Annotated in this window: 18 protein-coding genes and 1 tRNA gene; 11 read left to right on the plus strand and 8 right to left on the minus strand. The window is 42.7% G+C overall.

The genetic code is table 11. The annotated features are described in order from the left end of the window. Positions 1 to 364: 364 nt before the first annotated feature. The 4 genes from ACYVFD_RS25520 to ACYVFD_RS25535 all read left to right on the plus strand — a co-directional run bounded on the left by ACYVFD_RS25520 (position 365) and on the right by ACYVFD_RS25535 (position 3,059). Positions 365 to 571: a helix-turn-helix domain-containing protein gene (locus ACYVFD_RS25520; RefSeq protein ID WP_461093337.1), complete on the plus strand. Its 207-nt coding sequence runs from the start codon at positions 365 to 367 to the stop codon at positions 569 to 571. A 155-nt stretch (positions 572 to 726) separates the two neighbouring features. Beyond that, entirely contained in the window at positions 727 to 1,125 is a 399-nt protein-coding gene (locus ACYVFD_RS25525; RefSeq protein WP_461093338.1) for a hypothetical protein, read from the plus strand. A gap of 178 nt (positions 1,126 to 1,303) precedes the next feature. Continuing rightward, the gene (locus ACYVFD_RS25530) at positions 1,304 to 2,650 is read left to right on the plus strand and encodes a tyrosine-type recombinase/integrase (RefSeq protein ID WP_461093339.1); all 1,347 of its coding nucleotides are present in this window, start codon (positions 1,304 to 1,306) and stop codon (positions 2,648 to 2,650) included. Between the two features lie 82 nt (positions 2,651 to 2,732). Continuing rightward, positions 2,733 to 3,059 (plus strand): helix-turn-helix domain-containing protein, encoded by a 327-nt coding sequence (locus ACYVFD_RS25535; protein WP_461093340.1) that lies wholly within the window; start codon positions 2,733 to 2,735, stop codon positions 3,057 to 3,059. Between the two features lie 461 nt (positions 3,060 to 3,520). On the opposite strand, the gene ACYVFD_RS25540 is transcribed toward ACYVFD_RS25535, so the two are convergent. Both ACYVFD_RS25540 and ACYVFD_RS25545 read right to left on the minus strand, forming a co-directional pair. Then, positions 3,521 to 6,418, minus strand: coding sequence for a pentapeptide repeat-containing protein (locus tag ACYVFD_RS25540; protein ID WP_461093341.1), 2,898 nt, complete (start codon positions 6,416 to 6,418; stop codon positions 3,521 to 3,523). 119 nt (positions 6,419 to 6,537) lie between these two features. Then, positions 6,538 to 7,320, minus strand: a complete 783-nt coding sequence (locus ACYVFD_RS25545; protein ID WP_461093342.1) for an antA/AntB antirepressor family protein — start codon at positions 7,318 to 7,320, stop codon at positions 6,538 to 6,540. A gap of 826 nt (positions 7,321 to 8,146) precedes the next feature. Here ACYVFD_RS25545 and ACYVFD_RS25550 point away from each other — a divergent pair. Continuing rightward, positions 8,147 to 8,440, plus strand: coding sequence for a hypothetical protein (locus ACYVFD_RS25550; RefSeq protein ID WP_461093343.1), 294 nt, complete (start codon positions 8,147 to 8,149; stop codon positions 8,438 to 8,440). A 220-nt stretch (positions 8,441 to 8,660) separates the two neighbouring features. Here the strand turns inward: ACYVFD_RS25550 and ACYVFD_RS25555 are convergent, their stop codons facing one another. From ACYVFD_RS25555 to ACYVFD_RS25565, 3 genes are all read right to left on the minus strand, one after another. After that, positions 8,661 to 9,059, minus strand: a complete 399-nt coding sequence (locus ACYVFD_RS25555; protein ID WP_461093344.1) for a LytTR family DNA-binding domain-containing protein — start codon at positions 9,057 to 9,059, stop codon at positions 8,661 to 8,663. 179 nt (positions 9,060 to 9,238) lie between these two features. Further along, the gene (locus ACYVFD_RS25560) at positions 9,239 to 9,661 is read right to left on the minus strand and encodes a hypothetical protein (RefSeq protein WP_461093345.1); all 423 of its coding nucleotides are present in this window, start codon (positions 9,659 to 9,661) and stop codon (positions 9,239 to 9,241) included. A gap of 211 nt (positions 9,662 to 9,872) precedes the next feature. After that, positions 9,873 to 9,946, minus strand: a tRNA-Met gene (locus ACYVFD_RS25565). 114 nt (positions 9,947 to 10,060) lie between these two features. Here ACYVFD_RS25565 and ACYVFD_RS25570 point away from each other — a divergent pair. The 6 genes from ACYVFD_RS25570 (at position 10,061) to ACYVFD_RS25595 (ending at position 16,477) form a co-directional block, all read left to right on the plus strand. Beyond that, the gene (locus ACYVFD_RS25570) at positions 10,061 to 10,453 is read left to right on the plus strand and encodes an START-like domain-containing protein (RefSeq protein WP_461093346.1); all 393 of its coding nucleotides are present in this window, start codon (positions 10,061 to 10,063) and stop codon (positions 10,451 to 10,453) included. Positions 10,454 to 10,549: 96 nt separating this feature from the next. Next, positions 10,550 to 12,064 (plus strand): LptF/LptG family permease, encoded by a 1,515-nt coding sequence (locus ACYVFD_RS25575; RefSeq protein ID WP_461093347.1) that lies wholly within the window; start codon positions 10,550 to 10,552, stop codon positions 12,062 to 12,064. A 115-nt stretch (positions 12,065 to 12,179) separates the two neighbouring features. Beyond that, positions 12,180 to 12,455, plus strand: a complete 276-nt coding sequence (gene rpsO / locus ACYVFD_RS25580; protein ID WP_080056571.1) for a 30S ribosomal protein S15 — start codon at positions 12,180 to 12,182, stop codon at positions 12,453 to 12,455. Between the two features lie 168 nt (positions 12,456 to 12,623). Further along, positions 12,624 to 14,750 (plus strand): polyribonucleotide nucleotidyltransferase, encoded by a 2,127-nt coding sequence (locus ACYVFD_RS25585; protein ID WP_461093348.1) that lies wholly within the window; start codon positions 12,624 to 12,626, stop codon positions 14,748 to 14,750. 75 nt (positions 14,751 to 14,825) lie between these two features. Further along, the gene (locus tag ACYVFD_RS25590; protein WP_009282104.1) at positions 14,826 to 15,689 is read left to right on the plus strand and encodes a sigma-70 family RNA polymerase sigma factor; all 864 of its coding nucleotides are present in this window, start codon (positions 14,826 to 14,828) and stop codon (positions 15,687 to 15,689) included. Positions 15,690 to 15,874: 185 nt separating this feature from the next. Further along, positions 15,875 to 16,477 (plus strand): TlpA family protein disulfide reductase, encoded by a 603-nt coding sequence (locus ACYVFD_RS25595; RefSeq protein ID WP_461093349.1) that lies wholly within the window; start codon positions 15,875 to 15,877, stop codon positions 16,475 to 16,477. A 547-nt stretch (positions 16,478 to 17,024) separates the two neighbouring features. Here the strand turns inward: ACYVFD_RS25595 and ACYVFD_RS25600 are convergent. From ACYVFD_RS25600 to ACYVFD_RS25610, 3 genes are all read right to left on the minus strand, one after another. Then, the gene (locus ACYVFD_RS25600) at positions 17,025 to 18,194 is read right to left on the minus strand and encodes an HU domain-containing protein (RefSeq protein WP_461093350.1); all 1,170 of its coding nucleotides are present in this window, start codon (positions 18,192 to 18,194) and stop codon (positions 17,025 to 17,027) included. A 21-nt stretch (positions 18,195 to 18,215) separates the two neighbouring features. Continuing rightward, positions 18,216 to 19,892 carry a TonB-dependent receptor gene (locus ACYVFD_RS25605; protein ID WP_461093351.1) on the minus strand — a complete coding sequence of 559 codons (1,677 nt, stop codon included), beginning with the start codon at positions 19,890 to 19,892 and terminating at the stop codon, positions 18,216 to 18,218. 102 nt (positions 19,893 to 19,994) lie between these two features. Then, on the minus strand, positions 19,995 to 23,033 hold the full coding sequence (locus ACYVFD_RS25610; RefSeq protein WP_461093352.1) for a tetratricopeptide repeat protein: 3,039 nt from the start codon (positions 23,031 to 23,033) through the stop codon (positions 19,995 to 19,997). Positions 23,034 to 23,159: the final 126 nt, after the last annotated feature.

Consider the following 23,159-nt stretch of genomic DNA (forward strand, 5'->3'; position numbering starts at 1 on the left):
TTAGATACTGTCCAATAAACTTAGAGTATGACCTGTTAGAGTGTTTGAATTTTCAGACGGAACCCAAAAAATAAATCAAAACCAATCTTTGGGTTCATGGAACTTATCGCTTACAGCCTGCACCTCAAGCATTTTATGGATTTGCACCTAGCATAATTTTGTACGTGATTTATCTATCTTTTGTCAACAAAATGTTAGGTACCCTCGCATTCTTAAAGGGCAATTACTGTTTTCCGCTCCTTATTTCATACGGGAAAAACACCCTTTTTTAGGGAATTTTTTATACTTTAACAGAAGTATACAATAAATATATTTATGCATTATTAAGGCTAAAGAGTATATTCACACTGTAAAGGCAATGACAATGACAGACATTAAACAGAAGGTAGGTCAACAGATACGAGAAGCCCGTAAGGCAAAAGGAATGACCTTGAGAGAAGTGGGAGATCAATTAGGAGTGGCTGAAGCTACTGTAAGCAGATATGAATTAGGAAGTCAGAATTTAACTGTCGCAACTCTCAAAAAGATTGCTGATGTGCTTGGAATGGAATTTGGAGTATATTTCAAATAGTTTTTCGCTCTGTTACTTGTTATATATAATCAGCTTTGGTAGTATTGTATTATTAATGCAGATGGAAGTCATCTGCTAAGCATGAAGAACCCCAACGCTGGTATCTTGGCAGAAAGAGCGTTGGGGCCATGTGTCACACTTAATCTCATAGTCAAATGAACACGGAGCAAAACTACGTGGGTAAGGGAGATTCTGCAACTACCCTTCCACAAATGGCCCAAAACGAAGGCCAAACATCATCTACGGTTGACAATCGGCTAAACTCTTTCAAGCCGATGGACGTAGACCAAAGTCTATCAGAAGCTCAAACATCACTACTTGAGCTAGTCGGAGCTTACATGGACTGCCAAAGTCCAATTGAGTCGATCAACGAACTGCTTAGAGTCTGGCTTTCTAATCCGTCTGTTGACCTGGGAAATCTACAGAATAAGCGTCATCTGAACCAGATGTTAGACCTGGTTAATTTCCTGGTTGCCATGAAAGAGGCAAATGATACGGTGATGGTTTTAGACCAAGCTAGTATGCGAACTGAGCGATTAGAAGCGACTGTATAATGACTTGAAATTTTTGACAAGTACTTGTCAAGTAAGTAACGAATATTTGACAAGTACTATAAAACCCTGGCTATAGTCGGGGTTTTTCTTTTAAAAGTATTATTCTCTAACTTTTGCGCAGCATGTTTTTATCAATAATTTCGCCCGATTTCTTAAGCCTTATCAAACCTTTATTCGGGTGTCTCAAATCACATTTAACGTAGAATTAGCCAGCAAACCTAATAGTACAGGCCTATGGCCAGTGATGATCCGACTACAACTGAAAGGCCAGTTGCCAGCCAGGGTGCTTACGTCGGTAAGAGCTACTAATCTAAAAAAGTACTGGAACCAAAAGCAGTTTAGTAAATGGGTGAAGGGGCATCCTTACGCTAAAGCTTTGAACGAAGAAATTGAAGAGGAATATTACCGGATTAAAAAACAAGTAAGACAATGGCAAGACGACGAACCGGATTACATTCTAACTCCTAAACAACTGGCCGAACGCTTCAAAAATGGTGTTACTGACCGCTATTTCAACTGGGTAGATAAGGTACTGAATGATGCAAAAGAACAGGCCGTATCAACCTATTTAGGCAAAAAGGCGGTTGTTAACCATTTACGGAAATGGGCTGGGGAAGATTTGTTATTGCAGTCGGTAACACCTGTACTAGTCAGAAAATTTCAGCAGTATCTTACTAAATTGCCAGTGCAGATGACTAATACTAAGCGAAAGGGGTCTTCTGTAAACATATACATTGCCCGAATGCATATTGTGCATCAGTGTGTTTTGATTAAAACGGGCGTTTCGCCGAAGCAAGCAAAATACCTTTCGCCTTGGGATGATGTAAAGGCGGTTCCTGAAGTTAAACCTAGGAAAGATAAGTTGCAGCAAAACACTATTTTAAAAGTCTCACAAACCCGTATTGCAACTAGGCGAAGAAAGGTGACACCCGAAGGAGCGTTTAAAATATGGATGCTGGCACACTACCTGGCCGGAATGCGTCATTCGGATGTAATGCAGCTTCGTTATAAAAACTTCACCCTGAATGAAGTGGGTGAACCTACGCACCTTCGTTACGAAATGCTTAAAACGGGCAACCGGGTTAGTATTCCGGTATTCGACCAGGCACGAAAACTACTGAAATGCTGGTGGAACGATCAGGCTAAGCCGACTGATTATATATTACCCTATCTGAAAAATACTGAGCCTTATGCTAAGCTAGTCACGCACGAAGCCTACAAATCAGCACCCTTTGCAGTTAGAAAACGGCTCTATGCTGACCTAAACCACTGGAACCGGCAAATGAACCTTTGTCTAAAGCTAATCCAACAGGAAGCCGGATTAGACGAAACCTTGCGAATGCATAATGCACGGCACAGCTTCGCAGCCCTGGCCAAACGCATTATGAAAGAAGATGCATCCATCACCATGTATGATATTCAGATGATGTTAGGGCACAGTAATTTTAAGACGACTGAAAACTATACAGACGACTTGGAAGAACAGGACGCAACACAGCCGATGAAAGCTATATTTTATCGCTAGGCAATAAGAAAGCATGTGAGGTTCACCCGTAATACATACTAGAAAATTCGTTAAGCTTACTTTACAGTCTTTTTCATCATACATGCATAAAACTAAATCAACTGAAACATCTCGCACTCTTCTTGCTTTAGACGAAGAATTAATTGATAGCTATAAAGACAATCTGCTTAAAGCCGTAACCTTGCTGGCCGAAACGGAAAACGCTAGGCAGAAGTTTGCGTCCGAAGCTGAAGCAAGTCGACTCATGACACCAGCCGAAGCACAAGCTTACCTGAAGTGCTCTCATGACTCGCTAAGCTATTACCGTCGTTTCGGGCTGGACCCTTACAAAAAGGGAAAAGACGTATGGTACACGAAAGCCATGATTGATGCCTGGTTAGCCACGGGTAGAGTAAACAGACGTAAGTGATAAGGCAAGATCTTTGCCAGCCACATACTATATATTTCTAAAACGTATGAAGCGACCTACTGACAGAACCGACAAAAGCCGGAAATTAACCTTTTGTCAGTTTTGTCAATAGGTCGCCATACAAATATTGAATTATTTAAATCGATTCAATAATTACGGTTAAGTTGACTCACAAAAGCAAATGCCAGATATTAACATATATCACCGTTACTATATCTAACATTTCGTCACAATAAAATAAGGAAGCTCTTGTTACGGTATGCAAATGTCTTTAAGCATCAGTTAATAGATATTACATAGTTGAAACTCATATTCAAAAGCCATCCTTTCAGATATGATTTACCTACTTTTGTTTAAATTATTTTTTCGGATATATGGCTATATCAATTAATTTATCGTGAAATGTTACAGTAATTATTTTTTATACAAACAATTATCATCAAAGTGACATACTCAAAATATTACCTTTCTAAAATATTCTCAGATTCAGATTCAAAAATATGTGGTTTTTCTTTGCGTAGCCTAGCCAAAATTCCACTGGGTATTCCAATAGCGCCAGATAAAGATTTTACCTTTTCTAATTGTTCATATGATATTCCCTCAGTTATAAGGGTTCTAGATCGTCTTGGCGAATATTCTTTAAATTTAAAAATTACCCCCATTAAATTAGCGCCCGCTAAGTTTGTTTCAGTTAAATTAGCGCCCGCTAGATTTGCGCCTATTAAATTAGAATCAGCTAGGTCTGCCCCCGTTAAATTAGCTCCCATTAAATTAGCACCTTTTAATACGGAATGCCTTAAATCTGTTTCAATTAACTTAGTACTTGTAAGATTTGCATCTAGAAAATTAGCCTCACTAAAATTAGAGTAACTTAAGTTTGCTAGCATCAATATTGAAATTTGGAATTGCGAGCCTCTAAAATCAGAGTGACTTATATCTGCGCTATACAAATCTTGTAAATGAAAAATGCATGGCAGCTGTAAATCCTTTTTATCCTGAGCAAATACTTTGATAAAAGATAAACATCTATAGCCAACAACATTTGGGGGCCCAATCCTCTGCATTTGTAAGCTTCTAATCCAAGAAGAAAAAGATTCCTGTGAATATGTCTTAATTATTGAAATGTCTTCCGTATAAAGAGCACATGAATTAAGTAGTATCAATAAAGATTCATTTGTGTTCCTTACTAATCGAATTTCTTCGTTATGGGATTTCCTCTCTCGAGCCACCGGCAAGCCATTCTGCAATACCCACGAAATTAAATGTGCTAAATTTTTTTGGCATTGCCTTACTATAGCTTTATCATATTTTACTATTTCATCAATAATGAAGCTTCGTAGGTATTCATCAATAGATGACTCACTAGTTGTTTCAAACCATACTTCTAAAGCTTTCTCTTCATTCCAACCTTCATCGTAATTAATCAGGCGAGCCTCAAGCTGCTTACTAATGCGAAATATCTGCTTAACAAGCCTTGATGCGGTTAGATACTCACCAAAACTTTTATGAGTAAATTCAAATGTTTGTTCGCCTTCATTTAAGCCATGCTGCCTAAAATAGAAAGCTGTAAGTAAACGAACAATTCCAGATTTAGCTTCTTCTTTAAATTTTGCTAAAAGCTGCCCTAGGTCATTTCTTTGAATATGTAACTCTATTTTTTTTACAGAAGTGGTCCGAACATCTCCACCATGCCACGCCGAAAGGGCAATTTCTTCTAACATCCTCTTGAAATCAGAAAGCTCTAATATCTCAATAGGCTTAAAGCGTCGATGTTGTTCATAAGCCCTTTCGTGCACGCCTTCTATCAAATCAGCATATATATCATTTAAATTAGTTTTCCTTGAAAATTCAATCTTACCCCTTTTGAGACTCAACGCTACCAAATAATTTAGTAGAGGCTGAGCCGTTATTTCTTCCAGCCGTTCAATATTCAACTCTTTTGGCATAGAATTGTGCGGCTCCCCAATTAGTGAGCTATATTTATTCCACCAAATATTTCTCTGATCTAATTTCAATAAATCTACTTGCTCTTTCGTTAATTTCTCCCAATCGGATATATCTCTTATATAATAAGGCAGTAGATGAATTATTTGATTATCTAGCCTAAATTTTTGTGTATTATTTTGTATTGACAATTCGCGGCCTACAACTAGAAATAGGGCCTTAATATTATAATCATTATTGATAATATTACTTATATAGCTCAAAGCATCTATGAATTGACCGGCAACTTCCATTGCGTACTTTCCTTGTTGAGAAAGCTCGTCCAATCCATCAAAAATTATTAAAATTTTTTCAGATATTTTCTCAATAGGATTATATGATAAATTAATATTTGAATATGATTGCACAAAGCGACCAATCGATTCTATAATATCATTTTGAATATCAAATAAATGTAATGGTATAAATATCGTGCGTATCTGTTGCTTATTTGACACCTCGGCTGCCCACATCTTCACGAAAGAAGACTTTCCTGACCCCGGGCCACCACTTAGAAACTTTATGCTCTCACGAGCTAAATTTGTAAGGAGCCAACCGTTTAACTCTTCTTTTAATATAAAAGGGCGTTTTATATGAATATGTTTTTCTTTAGAAATATCATCTATATCAGTAGAATTGGACATTGCTGATTTTCTAATTTCACTATATGCCCGAAGTTCTACATAAATTTGTCTTAAACTAAATGATTCTTCAAATATTGGTTGATCAATCTGTTGCTGTAAAAACGAGTTATATCTACGCCATTCTATCTCTCTGCGTGCAGCCTCTGTAATAGGAGTATTAATATTTTGTAAAATCAAAGCATAATCTGAATTAGTCCTCCACTCTTCATTTAAATTAAGTACAAAATATGAAGGTAAACGTAGTACGATAGTAGATGCGGCAAATTTATCTAAGCCAAAAATTACAAGCCATTGCTCAAAATAATTACAAAAATCAGGTAGTATTGATAAAGTACGCGGATTTTCTAAGGTTTTCAGATCTATAGTTAATTCCTTTGACTCTAGTATATCATTCATCTCATCTAAGAACTGCATATAAATATTATTCTTATATAATTCGTCCTCAGTTTTCATGCCTTCGCATAAATGATTCCGGTTCTCAATAACTAAGTCATTGGCAGAGTTTAACATTGCTTTTAATATTAGCATGTATGCTAGGCCACTTGGATCTTTCTTTAGATCAAATGCGCTAATACTATCTAAAAACTCTTTAGTGCCGTCAGTAACACCTTTATATTTAAAATACAATAATGACTTCGATAATGAAACAAATAGTTTTTTAAAATCTACTTTTAAAATCCTATTATACCAAGCTAGAGGCTTTTTAACTTGCAGTTGTGTAGGGTCTAACATAGGGAATTCAAAGATTAGATTTAATGAACTATTACGGTTTTATAGATACAATTCTAACAATTAAGCTTCGGGCAAATTAGTGTATTAATAAGTTGATCGAAACTTTATTATTAAGAATATTAGAATGGGCTTAATATCCCTTGTTTACTTTTGTAGTTTTTTATTTGAGCAATAATTAATTCTTGTCGACTACTTGTGAAGCTTAATGGCGTATATCTATCATCGATAACATTAAACTGAAATTTTTTAGCAAATGCTTTAGCTCTATTTCCCATATTCAGGGCATATTCATCCGATTTACCCAATGCTTTAAATAAATCAACGCATGCCCATTTTACTAGTTCAAAGCGATCAATATGAAACATTGACTGTCGCATACTTTCATACTTTATTCCATAAGTTATTATAATTGCTTTAATGTCTTCCTTTGTAATGCCGATTAGTTTAGCTCTGTAACTCCACCAAGAATCTGGCTTAGAATTTATTATAAACTGTGCGTAATGCTCTTTTTCCAGAAATTTTTGAATTGTAAACAAACCCATTACCTCTGCCAATTCCATTAATGCATCAATCTGTTCCCCGGAAAGCAATCTACCATCTTCCTTTTGTTGTTCAAGAGTAAGTAGATAGCCTCTGATTTGTCTACCTGTTTCGTTATTCTGTAGCATGGCAATACTTTTTGCCATATCTAGTTTTATAGACCAATCCTGTTCATTTCTAACCTCTCCACTCTTTAGCTGTACAGGCTTTAAAAAACCCCAATACTCTGTATTTTCTTTAAAGCCATAGCCAATCATCGCTTTAAACCAAGGTAAAAAAGATTGATCAGGTTTAAGGCTATTGTATAATTCACTTGCCCAGATGTAAGGGGTGTTCTTTTTCGTGTACCGTAAGGTGATCATAGAAACAGTTATGGAATGATCAAATATAACAAATCCATAAAAGTATACTCTAACCTTTTTAATATTACAATATAATTTGTTGTACCTAGTGTTGTACCCAAAAAGAAAAAGCCAGTCAGCGATTAAGCTAACTGGCTGATTTTCAGTGTTGGGGTGGCAGGATTCGAACCTACGACCTCCTGCTCCCAAAGCAGTTCCTCCAACTTAAAGCTATTTAAATTTGCAGAGTTAACCGCAAGCAGGTCGAAGCCGAAGGGAAGCTAACCAGCATGAATGAGCAGAAAGCAACGGTATTAGAAGAAACAGTGCTGCTGCTCAAATAGCGCATCCATCACTACGAGTTGGCTTTTCGGCTGAGCATAACAATTCTGGCAGGTAGTTTAATTGAGACTGTTATATCGCTGCTTTAGCCGCATGATAACAAACCGGACCTCTTCAAAAGTAACTATCCAAAAGGAGCTATATTGAACATCCTTCAGGCGAAATCCTGGTGGCTGAACTAGGAATCGATTAGTGTCGATTCCTAATGGTGTGGATAGAAACGGAAACGTCTGGACTACTAGTCTGGGCGTTTTTTTTGTTATAAAGCCGAATAATCAATACGCTACTAAAGTATAGAATAACCATCATTGATGTTACTATTATTGGTAAATGATTAAGCGCTTTCTGCTCTCTATCCAACAAAAAGCCCTTATTATTTGAAGTACTGTAAGTGAACTCGTTAAACGTCGGCTCATCCAGAGTCGGCGTTTTTTGTGCTACGACATCTAAGTAGTCGGTTTAGCCTACACGCTTCTTACAATCGTTTAAGTCCAGTTATTACACAATGGCAGAAGTTCCAACTTACGAAGAGTTTAAAGTACAGGTAAAAAGAGTAGAGCAGCTAGAAGCGGATATCGAGTTTCTAAAGTCGCTGTTGACCGACATACGTTGGCTAAGTCGTAATCAGGCTGTGATTGCTTTAAACATCAAAGACGATAAATTAAGGCGATTAACCGTTGATGGAGTATTAACACACCGATACGAAGGAGCTAAGCCGTTCTACGACGTTTTTTCGATTCGGGAGTATCTTGCTGATAGAAAGATCGACAAACGTTTATTAACCGCCAATTACACTTAGACGGCTATAAATCTATGAAAACGAAACCTTGCCGCTGTTCCCAATGCCGGGCCTGTAAGTACCATAAACACACCGCTACCCGCAAGTTCTTCAAACGTATGCTGAGTAAATGGCGACGGAGAGCGAAGATAGGGCAAGTCAAAAATATGTATTGGGCTTAATTGGGAGTATGATTAATGACTCCTTGAATTTAAAGAAGTAGACTAAATATAACTTATAATTAATTTATGTCATTTGGGGTAACTGGTTGATTGACATCAGTAGTTGTATTACTTGGTCGTAACCATTCTACGAATTCCTGAAACCGAACACGGGGAATGATGATTTCGTAGTGGGTAGGATTATTGAGCGTTACTATGTATTTACCGTTTTCCAAGTAGGAGTAGTGTAAAACCGCTTGTCGGTTAACGATATAATCGCGTTTGATTCGGAAGAACTGGGCTGGGTCTAGTTCTTCTTCCAGTTCATTGAGGGGCTTATTAACGATATACCGTTCTTTGATAGTTTCGGCATAGTAAGCCCGATCTTCGACCATGAAGTAGTAGGCTTCATTTACTGGGAAGTCGAACTCACCCCGGTTACTTCTGCCTTTAAGATGGCTTAGGTATTTCGTAGGCACGGTTGAGTTTGAAGAGAAGGATTCGAATAGCTTAAGGTACTTCTGAGAGGCAATCGCTGCATCTTCTTCTGCTTTAGCCTTTATATCTCGTACCTTTATAAAGATATGCTGGAAGTTTTTAAAGGAAAGAAATAACATTAAAAAACCTCCTACAATCGTTGCAACCAAAACGAAGGTATTTAAGTACGCTGCCATTGTGGAGTTATTTTTTGTTCAAACCGCTGCCTATAATATATTGAATAGCTGAACAACAAAGAGGCAACGCTTAATATAGCTGAACATGTTTTGATTCTTCCTTTATCAACTAAATTATGTTTATCTATGTCCGCGAAATAAGCAATGCCTAAAAATGTACCGAAGAGAACGAGCAAAAAGACCGATATGCCGATATAGATTGACTTTGATAGGGGGCTCAAATCCACACGATCTTCCAATTCATTAATATTAGAAACACTAAGTACTAAACCGAATGTAACCATATCGACCTCATTAATGATATAATCGGATTTTAGCTTTGTGGCAAAAATAAAAACAAAGAGCCTTACGAAAAATGGGGTAGCTCCAATCAATACTGTATAAATCAACCATTTAGTTGTCTTCACTACTCAATTTGTTTGCTTTTTACGAAACTATAGTTTCAAAAGCAGTGAACTTCTTACAGTATACCACTCCTTTTAAATTGATGTATTTTATAAAGATCAAACAACCTCCTTTTAACTTAAGGATATACTAATTCCGTACACCAAGCCGTATACAGTCACAAATAAATATAGCCTAACTAGTTGATAAGTAACTAATTAGGCTATATATGTGTAGCGGGGAGCAGGATCGAACTGCCGACCTTAGGGTTATGAATCCTACGCTCTAACCATCTGAGCTACCCCGCCGGATTTGATGCCACAAAAGTAGGAAAAAATTGACTTAATGCAAAAAAGGGCGTTGACTTTCGAAAAAAAAATCGTTTACCTTTGCCAATGACCCCTTTTCTATGGTAATAAATTATGGAGAAATATAAATTCGTCACCGAGTATGAACTTCGGGCCTCTCCCAAAATGCTGTTTCCTTATATTAGTACAGCTTCAGGCCTGTCGCAGTGGTTTGCTACCAAAGTCAATACCATGCCTGAACAACGGTTCGATTTCCAATGGGATAACGAAAGCCATATAGCCAGGCAGGTGTCGATGCGGCAGAACAAGGGGGTGCGCTTCGAGTTTCTGGATACAGATGATGAAGACTCCGATAATAATTATGTCGACTTCCGGGTCGACCAGAGCGAATTGACCCAATCGACATTTCTGCGGATTACCGACTACTCCAACACAACCGATGAAGAAGAACTCAAAGACCTTTGGGACGGTTTAATGGAAAAGCTTAAAGAAATTGTTGGGAGTTAAATTATGTTAATGAATAATGGAAAATGAACAAGGTATAATGAAGTTGGCGTTCTCTCTCTACCATTATGCAGTAGTCATTCTACATTATACATTATAATGAAGAAGGTTGATAAACTAATACTCGGCTCGTTTTGGGGGCCGTTTTTTTTGACCCTGGCCGTCGTCATCTTTATTTTTCTGATGCGACTGCTGATGTTTTACATCGATGATTTCGTCTCGAAAGACCTCGATCTGGCTACTTTTGTCCGATTGCTCTTCTACTTTGCCCTGCTGACGATACCGACAGCCCTGCCTTTGGCAGTGCTGCTTTCGTCCCTGATGACGTTTGGCAATCTGGGCGAATTTTTTGAATTAACCGCCCTGAAAAGTGCCGGTATCTCACTGACACGAGCCATGCGTCCTCTGTTGATCGTGGCCGTTGGGATTAGTATTTTTTCATTCTGGTTCAATAATTCGGTATCGCCCTGGGCTAACCTGAAAGGCTATAGTCTTCTCTACGATATAAAAACGGCCAAAGCTGCTCTGAACCTGAAAGAGGGTATCTTTTACAATGACCTGCCGGGCTATAGTATAAAAGTAGACCACAAGATTAAAGGCCCAAAGGATAGCAAGACCGGCGATTTGCTAAAGGGACTGGTGATTTACAAACACCCAATGAGTGGGCTGGAGTCGGGAAACCGTGAAATTATCCTGGCCGATTCTGGGCGAATGTATACCGATAAGGACCGGACGTATCTGGTGTTTGAACTGTTCAATGGCAACGATTATCAGGAGTACTCGGACAATAGCACCGTGAGCTACGCCAGTGGTGGGTCGACCGTACGAGGAGGGCAGTTCATGCGCAATGGCTTTAAAGATTATCGGCTGGTCATCAGTCTGGAGTCGTTCGGCATCAAACGGACAGATGAAAACCAGTTTGAGTACCATGAGTACATGAAAAACCTCAAAGAGCTATCGGATCTGACCGATTCATTACGAAAAGATTATACCAATACCAGTCTGAACGTTGCCAGTACATCCCGGCAATACTATAGCTACCAGTTTAAATCGGATGGGACTGTCCACAAAAAAAAGGTGGCTGATGGCAAATGGGTTGATTCCCTGCTGAAAAAGCACCAGATTGCCCGGCCGGAACTGGCACAGATGGCGCTTAACTCGGCCCAAAATATTCTATCGTACGCGACTTCCAACGTAACCTACCTGACCGAAAAAGAAAAAAATGTCTGGAAATACCAACTGGAATCGCACCATAAATTTACCCAGTCTATATCGATCTTCGTCATGTTTCTGATTGGCGCTTCGATGGGAGCCATCATCAAAAAAGGTGGCTTTGGTGTGCCCGTACTGATTGCAATTGTCTTTTTTATCTTCCTGTATGTGCTGACTATTGCGGGCGATAAATACGCTAAAGATGGATTGCTCTGGGTGCCTTTAGGGGCCTGGATGGCCAATATTGTTCTTTTCCCGATCGGTTTAGTGCTGATGCAACGCGCCCGTCACGATTCCAGACTATTTGATAAAGACGTCTATGTGATAGCCTGGGAACGGTTGAAGCGGAAGTGGGAAGCCTTTCGAAATCGGCAGTCAGTAGCCGTAAGCGGTCAGGCTTAAATTGCATCAATCTGTACTTGTTACATAAACAATTAACTGGCGACTACAAGCTATTGACTTTTTTCGCTATCTTTGCACCCGAATTCATTATTTTTTTACATTTAGCTGTCTGAAGATGTATCTAACGACCGAAAAAAAACAGGAGATCTTCTCCACCTCGGGGTACGCCAAAAGTGCAACGGACACCGGGTCGGCCGAATCCCAGATCGCGCTGTTCACGTACCGGATCAGTCATTTAACTGAGCACCTGAAAGTTCACAAGCACGATTATGGTACCCAACTGGGTCTTTTAAAATTAGTAGGTAAGCGTCGGCGGTTGCTGAACTACCTCCAGAAAAAAGACATCATGCGTTACCGGGCTATTCTGGCCGCGCTGGGATTACGGAAGTAATCGGGCTCTAGTCTAAAAAAGGGAATCTGCTTATAGTAGATTCCCTCATTTTTGTTGTTTCTACAACAAGGAAGTGAAAATTATTGACAATATAAATTCGGGATTATCGCCAACCCGATAACTCCCACGCGGTTTAAAGCTGTAGAGGACATATTCAAAATCTGTTGTATGTTTCAAATTACCACGCAATCCGTTGCGCTGCCCGACGGGCGGGAAATTACCATCGAAACCGGCAAAATGGCCCGTCAGGCCGACGGTGCGGTGGTTGTCAGACTGGGCGACACTATGCTGTTAGCCACAGTTGTATCGAGTAAAGAAGCCAAAGAAGGCGTTGACTTTCTTCCCTTATCCGTTGATTATCAGGAAAAATTTGCATCCGCTGGTCGGATTCCAGGCAGCTTTCAGCGCCGGGAAGGCCGGTTGAGCGATTACGAAATCCTGATCAGCCGTTTAGTAGACCGCGCGCTGCGGCCTATCTTCCCCGATAATTATCATGCTGATACGCAGGTGATGATTACCTTGATTTCGGCCGATCCTGAAGTACAGCCGGATGCTCTGGCCGCCCTGGCGGCTTCGTCGGCCCTGGCCGTATCCGATATTCCTTTCAATGGACCTATCTCAGAAGTTCGGGTCGCTAAAATTGATGGTAAATATCAAATTAATCCTAAAACGGGCGATCTGAATCGGGCTACGATTGATCTGATCGTGGCCGCTACCGAGAAAGATATTTGTATGGTCGAAGGTGAAATGAGCGAATGCTCTGAAGCCGAAGTGGTGGAAGCGTTGAAAGCCGCTCACGAAGCCATCAAAGCTCAGTGCCAGGCCCAGAAAGAACTGGGAGCCAAAGTGGGCAAGACTGTGAAGCGGGAATATAACCATGAAACGCACGACGAAGACCTTCGGGCAGCTGTTCGGACGGCAACCTACGATAAAATCTATGCCGTAGCCCGCCAGCAGAACCCAAGCAAAAAAGGCCGTTCGGAAGCGTTTAAGGCCATACGTGATGAGTATATCGCTTCGTTCCCTGAAGGATCGGAGGTGAATGTAGGCCTTATTAAAACCTATATCCATGATCTGGAATGGGAAGCCTCCCGTCGACTGGTACTCGATGAGCGGGTTCGCCTGGATGGTCGTAAATTAGACGAGATTCGTCCGATTTCGGCCGAAGCCGGTCTCTTGCCAGGTCCTCACGGTTCGGCGCTGTTTACTCGTGGTGAAACTCAGTCGCTGACTACGGCTACGCTGGGTACTAAAACCGATGAGCAAATTGTGGATCAGCCGATGTTCCAGGGCTACGAGAAATTCCTGTTGCATTACAACTTTCCCGGTTTCTCAACGGGTGAAGTAAAACCGAACCGGGGTGCTGGCCGACGCGAAATTGGTCATGGTAACCTGGCCCACCGGTCACTGAAAAAAGTATTGCCTCCCGAAGACGAAAATCCATACACCATCCGGATCGTGTCGGATATTCTGGAGTCGAACGGGTCGTCGTCGATGGCAACAGTTTGTGCCGGTACAATGGCCCTAATGGATGCAGGGGTTAAGATCAAAGCACCCGTAGCTGGTATCGCCATGGGTTTGATCTCTGATGGTGAGAAATATGCCGTACTGTCTGACATCCTTGGCGACGAAGATCACCTGGGTGATATGGACTTTAAAGTAACCGGTACCGAAAAAGGGATCGTAGCTTGCCAGATGGACCTGAAAGTGGACGGCCTTTCGTACGAAGTGCTGGCTCAGGCCCTGGAACAGGCGCGTGCCGGACGGCTACACATTCTGGGTGAAATGAAGAAAGGCATTGCCGAAGTTCGCCCAGATCTCAAACCACATGCTCCCCGCGCTATCGTCATCAAGATCGATACCAACCAGATCGGTGCCGTTATCGGACCCGGTGGTAAAGTGGTTCAGGACATCCAGAAAGATTCGGGTGCGATTGTCAATATTGATGAGCACGACAACGCGGGCTGGGTTAGCATCTTTGCGACCAACAAAGAGAGCATGGACAAAGCCGTGTCGCGGGTGAAAGGGATTGTGGCTGTGCCAGAAGTGGGTGAAACCTACGTAGGTAAAGTCAAAACCATCCAGCCGTTCGGTGCGTTTATCGAGTTCATGCCGGGTAAGGATGGCTTATTGCATATTTCGGAGATTAAGTGGGAACGCTTGGAGACAATGGATGGTGTTTTGCAGGTTGGAGAGGAAGTAACGGTCAAATTGATTGACATTGATAAAAAAACGGGTAAATATCGCTTGTCGCGCAAAGTTTTACTGCCGAAGCCAGAGAACAAAAATGCGTAAGTCATTGTTACTTTTTTGTGTAATTCAACGTCAAAATAAAGCGTTATATAGTCGCTCTGCCGGGGAAAACAGAATATGAGACAGCTAAAAATTTCAAAACAGATTACCAATCGTGAAAGTCAGTCGTTAGACAAGTACTTGCAGGAGATTGGTAAGGTAGATCTACTCACACCAGACGAGGAAGTAACGCTGGCCCAGAAAATTCGGGAAGGAGATCAACTCTCCCTCGAACGATTGACAAAGGCCAACCTGCGCTTCGTGGTATCGGTTGCTAAGCAATACCAGAATCAGGGCCTTTCGTTGGGTGACTTGATTAATGAAGGAAACCTGGGTTTGATTAAAGCTGCCCAGCGTTTTGATGAGACGCGCGGATTCAAATTCATTTCGTACGCCGTTTGGTGGATTCGTCAGTCAATCCTGCAGGCATTGGCCGAACAGTCACGGATTGTCCGTTTGCCGCTAAACCGCGTAGGCTCACTGAACAAGATTTCGAAAACGTTCTCCGATCTGGAACAGAAGTTTGAGCGTGAACCATCGCCCGAAGAACTGGCCGCTGTGCTGGAGATTTCAGCTGCTGAGGTGGTGGATACGTTGAAAATCTCGGGCCGTCACGTGTCGATGGATGCGCCGTTTGTACAAGGGGAAGAAAACAGCCTGCTCGATGTACTCGAAAACGATGGCGAAGACAAGCCAGATTCTGGTCTGATCAACGATTCGCTTCGGAAAGAAGTGCAACGGGCGCTCTCGACGCTGACACAACGCGAAGCTGATGTGATCACCCTGTATTTCGGGTTGAACGGCGAACATGCCATGACCCTGGAAGAAATTGGTGAGAAATTTAACCTGACCCGTGAACGGGTTCGGCAAATAAAAGAAAAAGCCATTCGTCGGTTACGCCACACCTCACGGTCGAAAGCGTTGAAAACTTACTTAGGCTAACGTTCCTGTTTGCTTTTGCAAAACGGCCTCTACGAAAGTGGAGGTCGTTTTGTTTTTAGGCATTACTGTAGACTTGAAGCACTTCATGAATGAGTATTAAGTTATTTTGCTGAATCGCACAAAATTCGTTACTTAGTCACTATACTGTACTTCTTTATATAATAGAAGGATATACCACAGATTAGATGAGAAGATTATATTGGCTGATTGTCTTGCTTCTGATAGTTACTAGTTGCCAAACTCCTACTAAAACACAGGTACCTGACTTCAAAGCCAAACTATTTAAAGCTGATTCAGTCGATTTACAAAGAGTAACAAAGAATAAGGTGACCCTATTGACTATATGGTCAATTTTTTGTGGCCCCTGCCTCAAAAAATTACCTGAACTTCAAGTAGTATATGACCGATATAAATTCGATAGGCGAGTTACTTTTTTAACTTTAGCCCTAAACTCGAATGAAGAGTTAAGCCGCTTTTCGTCTACCTCTGATAGTGCCGACATCTACCGAAAAGTGTTCATGCATTCAGGCTTGAAACAACTAACTCTGCCTATAATCATTGGCACTACCTCACCTTATCAGATTGAAAATAGCAGCGCCCGGCTAGTCGATATAAAATCAGTTGCGAATTTGAAACGCTTATTTAAGTTTGATGCAGTGCCAACAACACGTATATATGATCGAGATGGGAAGTTAATTTTTGAGAAGATAGGAATTGAACCATCGGCGTTAGGGCTACAACATCGACTAAACTTAATCAAGAAAATAGATAGCCTAACAATCTTTTAAATTGTCTGAAGATAGAAATCCTGGATAATAACTGATCTGCTACTGTAAGAGATAATTTGAAGAATATATTTGTAGTTAAAAGGCGAAAGTCCTAGGTTAAAATAACCTTATAACTCGGCTAAAAAATGGTGTGAATTTGTCATTCCGACGATAGGAGGAATCTAAAAGTTCCTCAATAGTTAGCTTTTAGATTCCTCCTATCGTCGGAATGACAAATTCACTATCCAATCAATCTTAGTTGTAAAAAGTTTAAACGACTATATATACTCGTTCTCAGAAAATTACAAACTACTGTCAATCAGTTTTATTGTATTTTAATTAGTTCGGCTATTGAGCGAACCGGCAATGAATACTGCTTTTAGGAAATATCTACCTTAATGCGGCCAGTTAATACATCGTTCAGAAATCTCTTTAGTTCGCTGAGTACTTGGATGATATATGATTTCATGGTTTGGCTAAACAGAAAATGTTAACATCAGGTAAAGTCGGCACAAACAAAACAGCCAGCTTTCTATGGCTGGCTGATGTGTTTAGACAGTTAAGTTTGCTAATTCTTTAATATCCAGGATTCGGTTCCCGCCAGCGAGTCGATGGCAGCCATCTTGGCAACGGCTTCTGAACGGATGGCGGAACCAGCAGCCGCTACTTTATATCGCTCCTTTTCGCCAGTTGCTGGCATAATGATAAATGCATCTTCATACCCTGCTTTGCGCAGTTGACGACGTAAGCGAAGGGCGTTTTGTTTGCTCAGAAACACACCGGCAATGACCGTAAAATGAGGACCGGTACGGAGCGGCTTCATCATTGCAATTGGCGTTACGGTCTTTTCTATCACGTTTGTTTTTGGAGCCATCGCTACATCAACCTTTGCTTTAATCTCAGTAGGAGCGGGCTCTGGTTTAGCGGATACCTCTTTGGCAGGAGTGGGTGTTACCGTAGCAGGCTCAACTGAAGACGTTTCTGTAGTTGGTATAGCTGCTATTGGAGCAGGCACTGTTTTTTTGACAGAAATAGCTTTGTGTACCTCGGTTGTCTGAGCAGGCCGTTCGAATAACCAGGTCGTAAATCGTAATAGATTCGCCGGATCAAGACTACTTTGGAACGGTTGCCCCGGTTCAATAACGGAAAAATAGCTAAATGCGCCCAGCGACCCTACCAGTAGCGCAATAGCCGCAACTCGCCAGTAAGGACGGGCAGGCCGATAGGGTGTCAACGAGACTTCCTCTTCTACTTTTACAGGTCCCAGCGCCGTTGAAACGGGTATAGCCTCAATAACGGGTTCGGGCAAGTTCTGTTTTGTAATAGCCTGAACTGACAAAGGACTCATGCCATAGGCTTCGCCAAAAAAATTGTGTCGTAAACTGGGACCAAATTGCAATCGACCTTCGTCATTGTAGGTAAACGTACCAACCCCTTCCAGTTCGAAGCGCCCGGTGGTTTCGACCTGCTGTCGGAGTTCTGCCACAAATGAACTGATATGTCGTTGAGCACCCTCGCGGGTAACGGGCTCATGCAACATGATGTAATTGGCCAGGATGCCATCATCCAGTCGCAACGCTTCGTTGAACGCAACTCGTTTGCGGGGTGGTAAATAGAGACCGTTGGATTCCGTAAAACTTGCCGATTGGTAGTGAGTCAGAAATGCTCCCAACTCGGGAACAACTACACAATCGTACTGGTACAGCAACTTTTTGAGATAGTCGTTGACGGAAGCCATAGTAGCTGATTGGTGGTGAGATTAGAACGAATAACTAATTCCTCCGAGAAAGTTAAGCCCTTGCGTTTGATAATACAAATAGCGCTGGTAATTCTGACCAAAGATGTTATTTAACGAAACGAACGCGGCTACCTGCTTACCTAAGAAATAGTCAATTTTGAGGTTCGCGTCGTAAATGGGTTTTAGGGTGTAGGCGACACCCGACACCATATTTTTATTTTGAATACCCTCATAAAAATACAAATCGGCAGTGACGAATAATTTTTTATTCAGAATGTATGAATTTGTCCAGGTAGCGGTCGTGCGCGGACGTCCCCAGGCGGCTTCGAGCCGGTCGAGGCCGTAATTGAAAAAGTCAGCTTTGAGTGTTGATCGGAACTTGTCTTTCAGAGCATAGCCAAGCTGACCGGATACCGTGAGTACGTTGGTTATACCGCCATCATATAAAACGAAGAATTTTGTGGTGTCGGGGGCCGTGTTGTTAAAGGTTGAGAAGTTCCGATAGCGGGCATACGATACTTTGCCCTCGTACGAAAAACCACCACCCAACGCTCCCTTCGAACCGCCGTAAATATCCAGCGACTTAACAGTGTTAGCCAATAGGACTTGTGGAGCAAGCCACTTATTCTCAGCCAGTAACGATCGAAGTGTATTCCGGTTAATATCGCCATCGACACCGCCAAAAATATGGATGTTGCCAACCGGAGTTATATCAATATTGGCAACAGGGAAAGCGCGGGTATCATTGATATTCTGTCGCTGGTCGGTCTGGTTAACCGCATTGATCCCAACTGTCAGCGTAAACAGGGGCGAGGTGTACTTAAAGGTGGGCTTTACCCGAAACAGATTCCGGTTGTCGACAATATTGCCATCCGAACGCTGAGTCAGGTAGGCATCAGCAGCAACTAACGCGAACACATTATCGCTAATGCCAAGCGATGCATTCAAATTCGTCCCCCAGTCGGTTTCCGAAGCGTTGAATCGATCGCGCAGGGAGGTGATTCCTGTACGTAGCGAGTAGTCGATGGCATTGTCGGAATTAGCGTTTTCGATACCCAACTTAAAATTAATGGTATTCAGTCGCTGCTTGATCAGATCGGGGTTGAAGCTGGACTGGGCTGCATATTCGCGGCTGTAACCATAGAAATTATAGGCATTCCGATCGAAGCCAAGGTCGGCCTGGAGCTTGAAAGCATCGGCCAGGTACTTACCCGTTACTCGTACACGCGTATCACTTTGAGACGAATTCTTACCATCGACAGGCCCTAACCCGGACGATAAATGGCGAACGGAACCTTCCAGAGCCAAATTCGATAAGTTATTGATCCCTACAAATCCTTCGCCCAGAAACGAGCTATAATTACCAGCGCCAAGTTTTACGTAGTTGCTATACGCTGGTGTATCGTCGGCCTGACCGGTAGCAGGGGCCAGTACATTTGGGTTGATTCGAGGATCGCCAACGGTCAGTTTACGATCTTCAAACTCATAGGTCATCTTCCGTTGGTCAGCTGAGGGTTTTACCGACGGAATTTTGTTAAAAACTCGATTGGCAGCAGGCAGTTCAATTTTACGGCTTTTCTCAACCGTAATTTCCTGACTATCAATTTCTCCTTCTTTAGTAGGCCGTGTTGGCTTTGGCTGCTGGGCAAAAAGCGCAGTCGAAAGGCAGGTTAGAACGAGTATGATTCGTTTTTGCATAGTATTTTAAAGAGCGAAAGAGCGAAAGTGTGAAAGAGCGGAAGGCTGACGCGAAATCCTACTCTATGGTTTCGCACATTCGCTCTTTCACACATTCGCTCTTTATTTTTCTAGCGTCGCCAGTTTTTGTTTGGCTTCGGTGATGATGGTTTGATCGGATGAATTTTCGATGATCGAATTCAGAACGGCTTTGGCCTGGGCTATTTCGTCGAGGGCAACGTTATTGTCGGCAATCAGGATGAATGCCTTGCCTTTCCAATATTCAAAATCACCAAACTGCTCATTGAACTTCAGCAGAGCCGTCGTCGATTCCTTGTATTTTTTCTGCTTGTTCAGGATTGTACCAAGATTATACTGAGCTTCGGCTCCATTAATATCTTTGGCTAACGCAATGGTTTTCTCGAAATCGGACTGAGCGGTTTTATAATCGCCTTTTGCAAAGGCAACTTTGCCCAGCATCAACTGCGCCCGGTTCTGTGCTCCCGATACGACGTTCCCTGCCGCCAGAACTTCGCGAGCCATAACGACAGCCGAATCCAGTTTGGGATAGACAAAATAAGTATCCATCATACCCAATTGAGCGGCTACCTGCTCGGCCTTACCGTTGGCTCGGGCCATAATGACCTGGTAATTCCGAATAGCGCGGGGGTAGTTTTTCTGTTTGGTCTCTAAGTCGGCCGCTCGCGTAGCTGCACGAACCAAATACTCTGAGCGATTGTCAGCAATAATTAGGTTGTAGTAGCGGAGCGCATTGCCTGGATCGTCGGTCTGGCGGTACGATTCTGCCAGGTAATAACGGGCTTCGGCCGTACTGGGGCTGGCTGGGTACTCTTGCATGAATGACTGCAACGACTGAATGGCCTGCTGGTATTTACCACTGGCATAAATGTTCTTCGCATTTTCGAACTGCACACGTTCGACATCACTACTACCCGGATTTCCTTTTTTGTATTGGCCCAATACCTGCGAAAATTCTTCTGGTCGACCGGCGTCGTTTAGCGTATTCTGAATCCCGAGTAAGGCACTTTGTGCTTGCTCCGAGTCGCCATAATTGTCCAGAATGCGTTTATAATCGGCAACAGCCGGGTCGTATTGCTGAACGTTTCCATAGGCAATGGCCCGTTTCAGCAGGGCTGCCGGAACAAGCGAACTGTTGGGTTTATCCTGAATGAGTTTGGTATAGCCCTGAATAGCCACCTGATACGCTCCCCGTTCGAAGTCGACATTGGCTTTTTGCAGCAACGACTCATCCACGAAGCGCGAATTGGGGAATTGACGTTGTACCTGATCGAACTGCGCTTTGGCTTCGGCATCACGTCCTACGTAGCTGAGAATAACGGCTTTCTGGTAGGCAGCGTAGTCTTTATCTGCCGCATTTTGCGCAATGGCCTGTTCGTAATAGCGCATGGCACTCTCATACTGTTTCCCGGCAAAATAGGTGTCGGCCAGCCGGATGGTGGCGTCCTGAACCTGCTCACGGTTGTCAGCATCGTTGCCACGACTCACGAAATCGCGGAAATAGGGCAGGGCACGGGTGTAATCTTTTTTGTTGTAATACGCATACCCCAGTCCATACAAGCTTTTGGTCGCATATGATCCCGAACCCGACTTAGCAATGCTGGCATACAAAGGAATCGCTGTATCGTATTGCTTACCAGCCGAATACGATTCGGCTTTCCAGAATTGGGCCGCCTGCTGCAACTCATTGTCGACCGGATATTTCAGCGACTTATCCAGGTTCGCAACAGCCTGCGGGTATCGTTCGGCGTTGAAATCATTGACACCCTGGTTGTAGGTGAGTCGCTGGTAGGTGGCGTTTATTTTGGGGGTTCGACGTTTCAGGCCTTCGATATAAGCGATGGCCGCCGGGTAGTTGTTCGATGCCGAGTAAGCTTCGCCGGTCAGTTCGTTGGCTTCATTTTCGAATTTACTGCCGGGATATTGCTTCAGAAAAGCGGTCAGCTCTTTAACCGCATCGGCTCCATTGTTCTGGTCGAGTAGCAGTTTAGCATGTGTGAACCGGGCTTCTTCCTGAATATCTTTATTGAACGACAGACGACCAGCCTGATCAAACGCACTCAGGGCATAGGTTGGGTTTTGTGTTTGTAGGTAACTAACGCCCAGCGTATAAGCGGCATACTGCGCCGTTGTGTCTTTCCCACTGGCTAAAGGTTTAAGCTGGGTAATAGCATCGGCATAAGCGCCAGTGCGGAATAGCGATTGCCCATATCGAAACTTAACCGCACTGGGAGCCTTAGCACCTGCGGTATTGATATATTGTTTGTAATACGGAATCGCCCGCGCAAACTGATTCTGCTGATAAAACACCTCCGCCGTAAACAGAGCCACTTCATTCAGGGCCGCTCCATTCGATCGTTTCAATAAGGGTTCCGTATAGGCCAGCAACTCATCGTACCGCCGTTGTTTATAAAGCGCCTGCGCAATCCAGTTGGGCACTTCATTCTGATAGGTCGGATTTTTTTCGATCCGCCGAAAGTCAGCAACGGCTTCATTGTAATTGCGGTTTCGGAAATTGATTACCCCGGCGTAGTATGAAGCCGCTGGCGCATTGGCAAAACTGGGGTCAAGCTTGACCTCGTTGAGCAACGGCAGGGCGTGTTGTAAATCCTGCGTATTGTAGTAGGAGAGGGCCAACTGGTATTTATAGCCGGTTTGCTGGGCATTGCTTCCGCCTTGCGCTACGGCTTTTTCCAGAAAGCTGATGGCTTTGGCATAATCCTGCCGATTGAAGTAATACGTACCTAAATCGCCATAGAGCTGTCCGGCTTTTGGGTGTTCGCTGTGGTTTTTGACGAACCGATCCACCAGTAGCTCGGCCCCCGGTTCATCGATATATAGGCTGGTCAGGGCAACGTAGTACTCGGCTTCTACGGCGTTTTGATCGCCGGTGTTGAGCAGCGTTTGAGAGCCATCACCCCGCCTAGGTTCCAGATATTGACGGAATTCATAACGGGAAGCGGCATAGTTGGCTTTTTCGAAAAGCTCAAGACCGTTCCGATAATGGTAATCAGGTTCGGCATAGCTTTGAGTCCGCTGTGCCGATACCGTACGCGTTAAAAATAGCCCAACGATCAGCAGGTAAAGCAAGCGGTGACTGATGTGGGAGATTGTGTAGGGCATAAACAGAATGTTGAGAGGTTTTACGGTATTCGGTTTACAGTTTACAAAGGGGTGTTGCAACACACATTCATGCGTTAGCCCGTCATAAACCCTAAACCGATTACTGTAAACAATACACTATAAACT

The sequence above is a fragment of the Spirosoma gilvum genome (assembly GCF_054776815.1).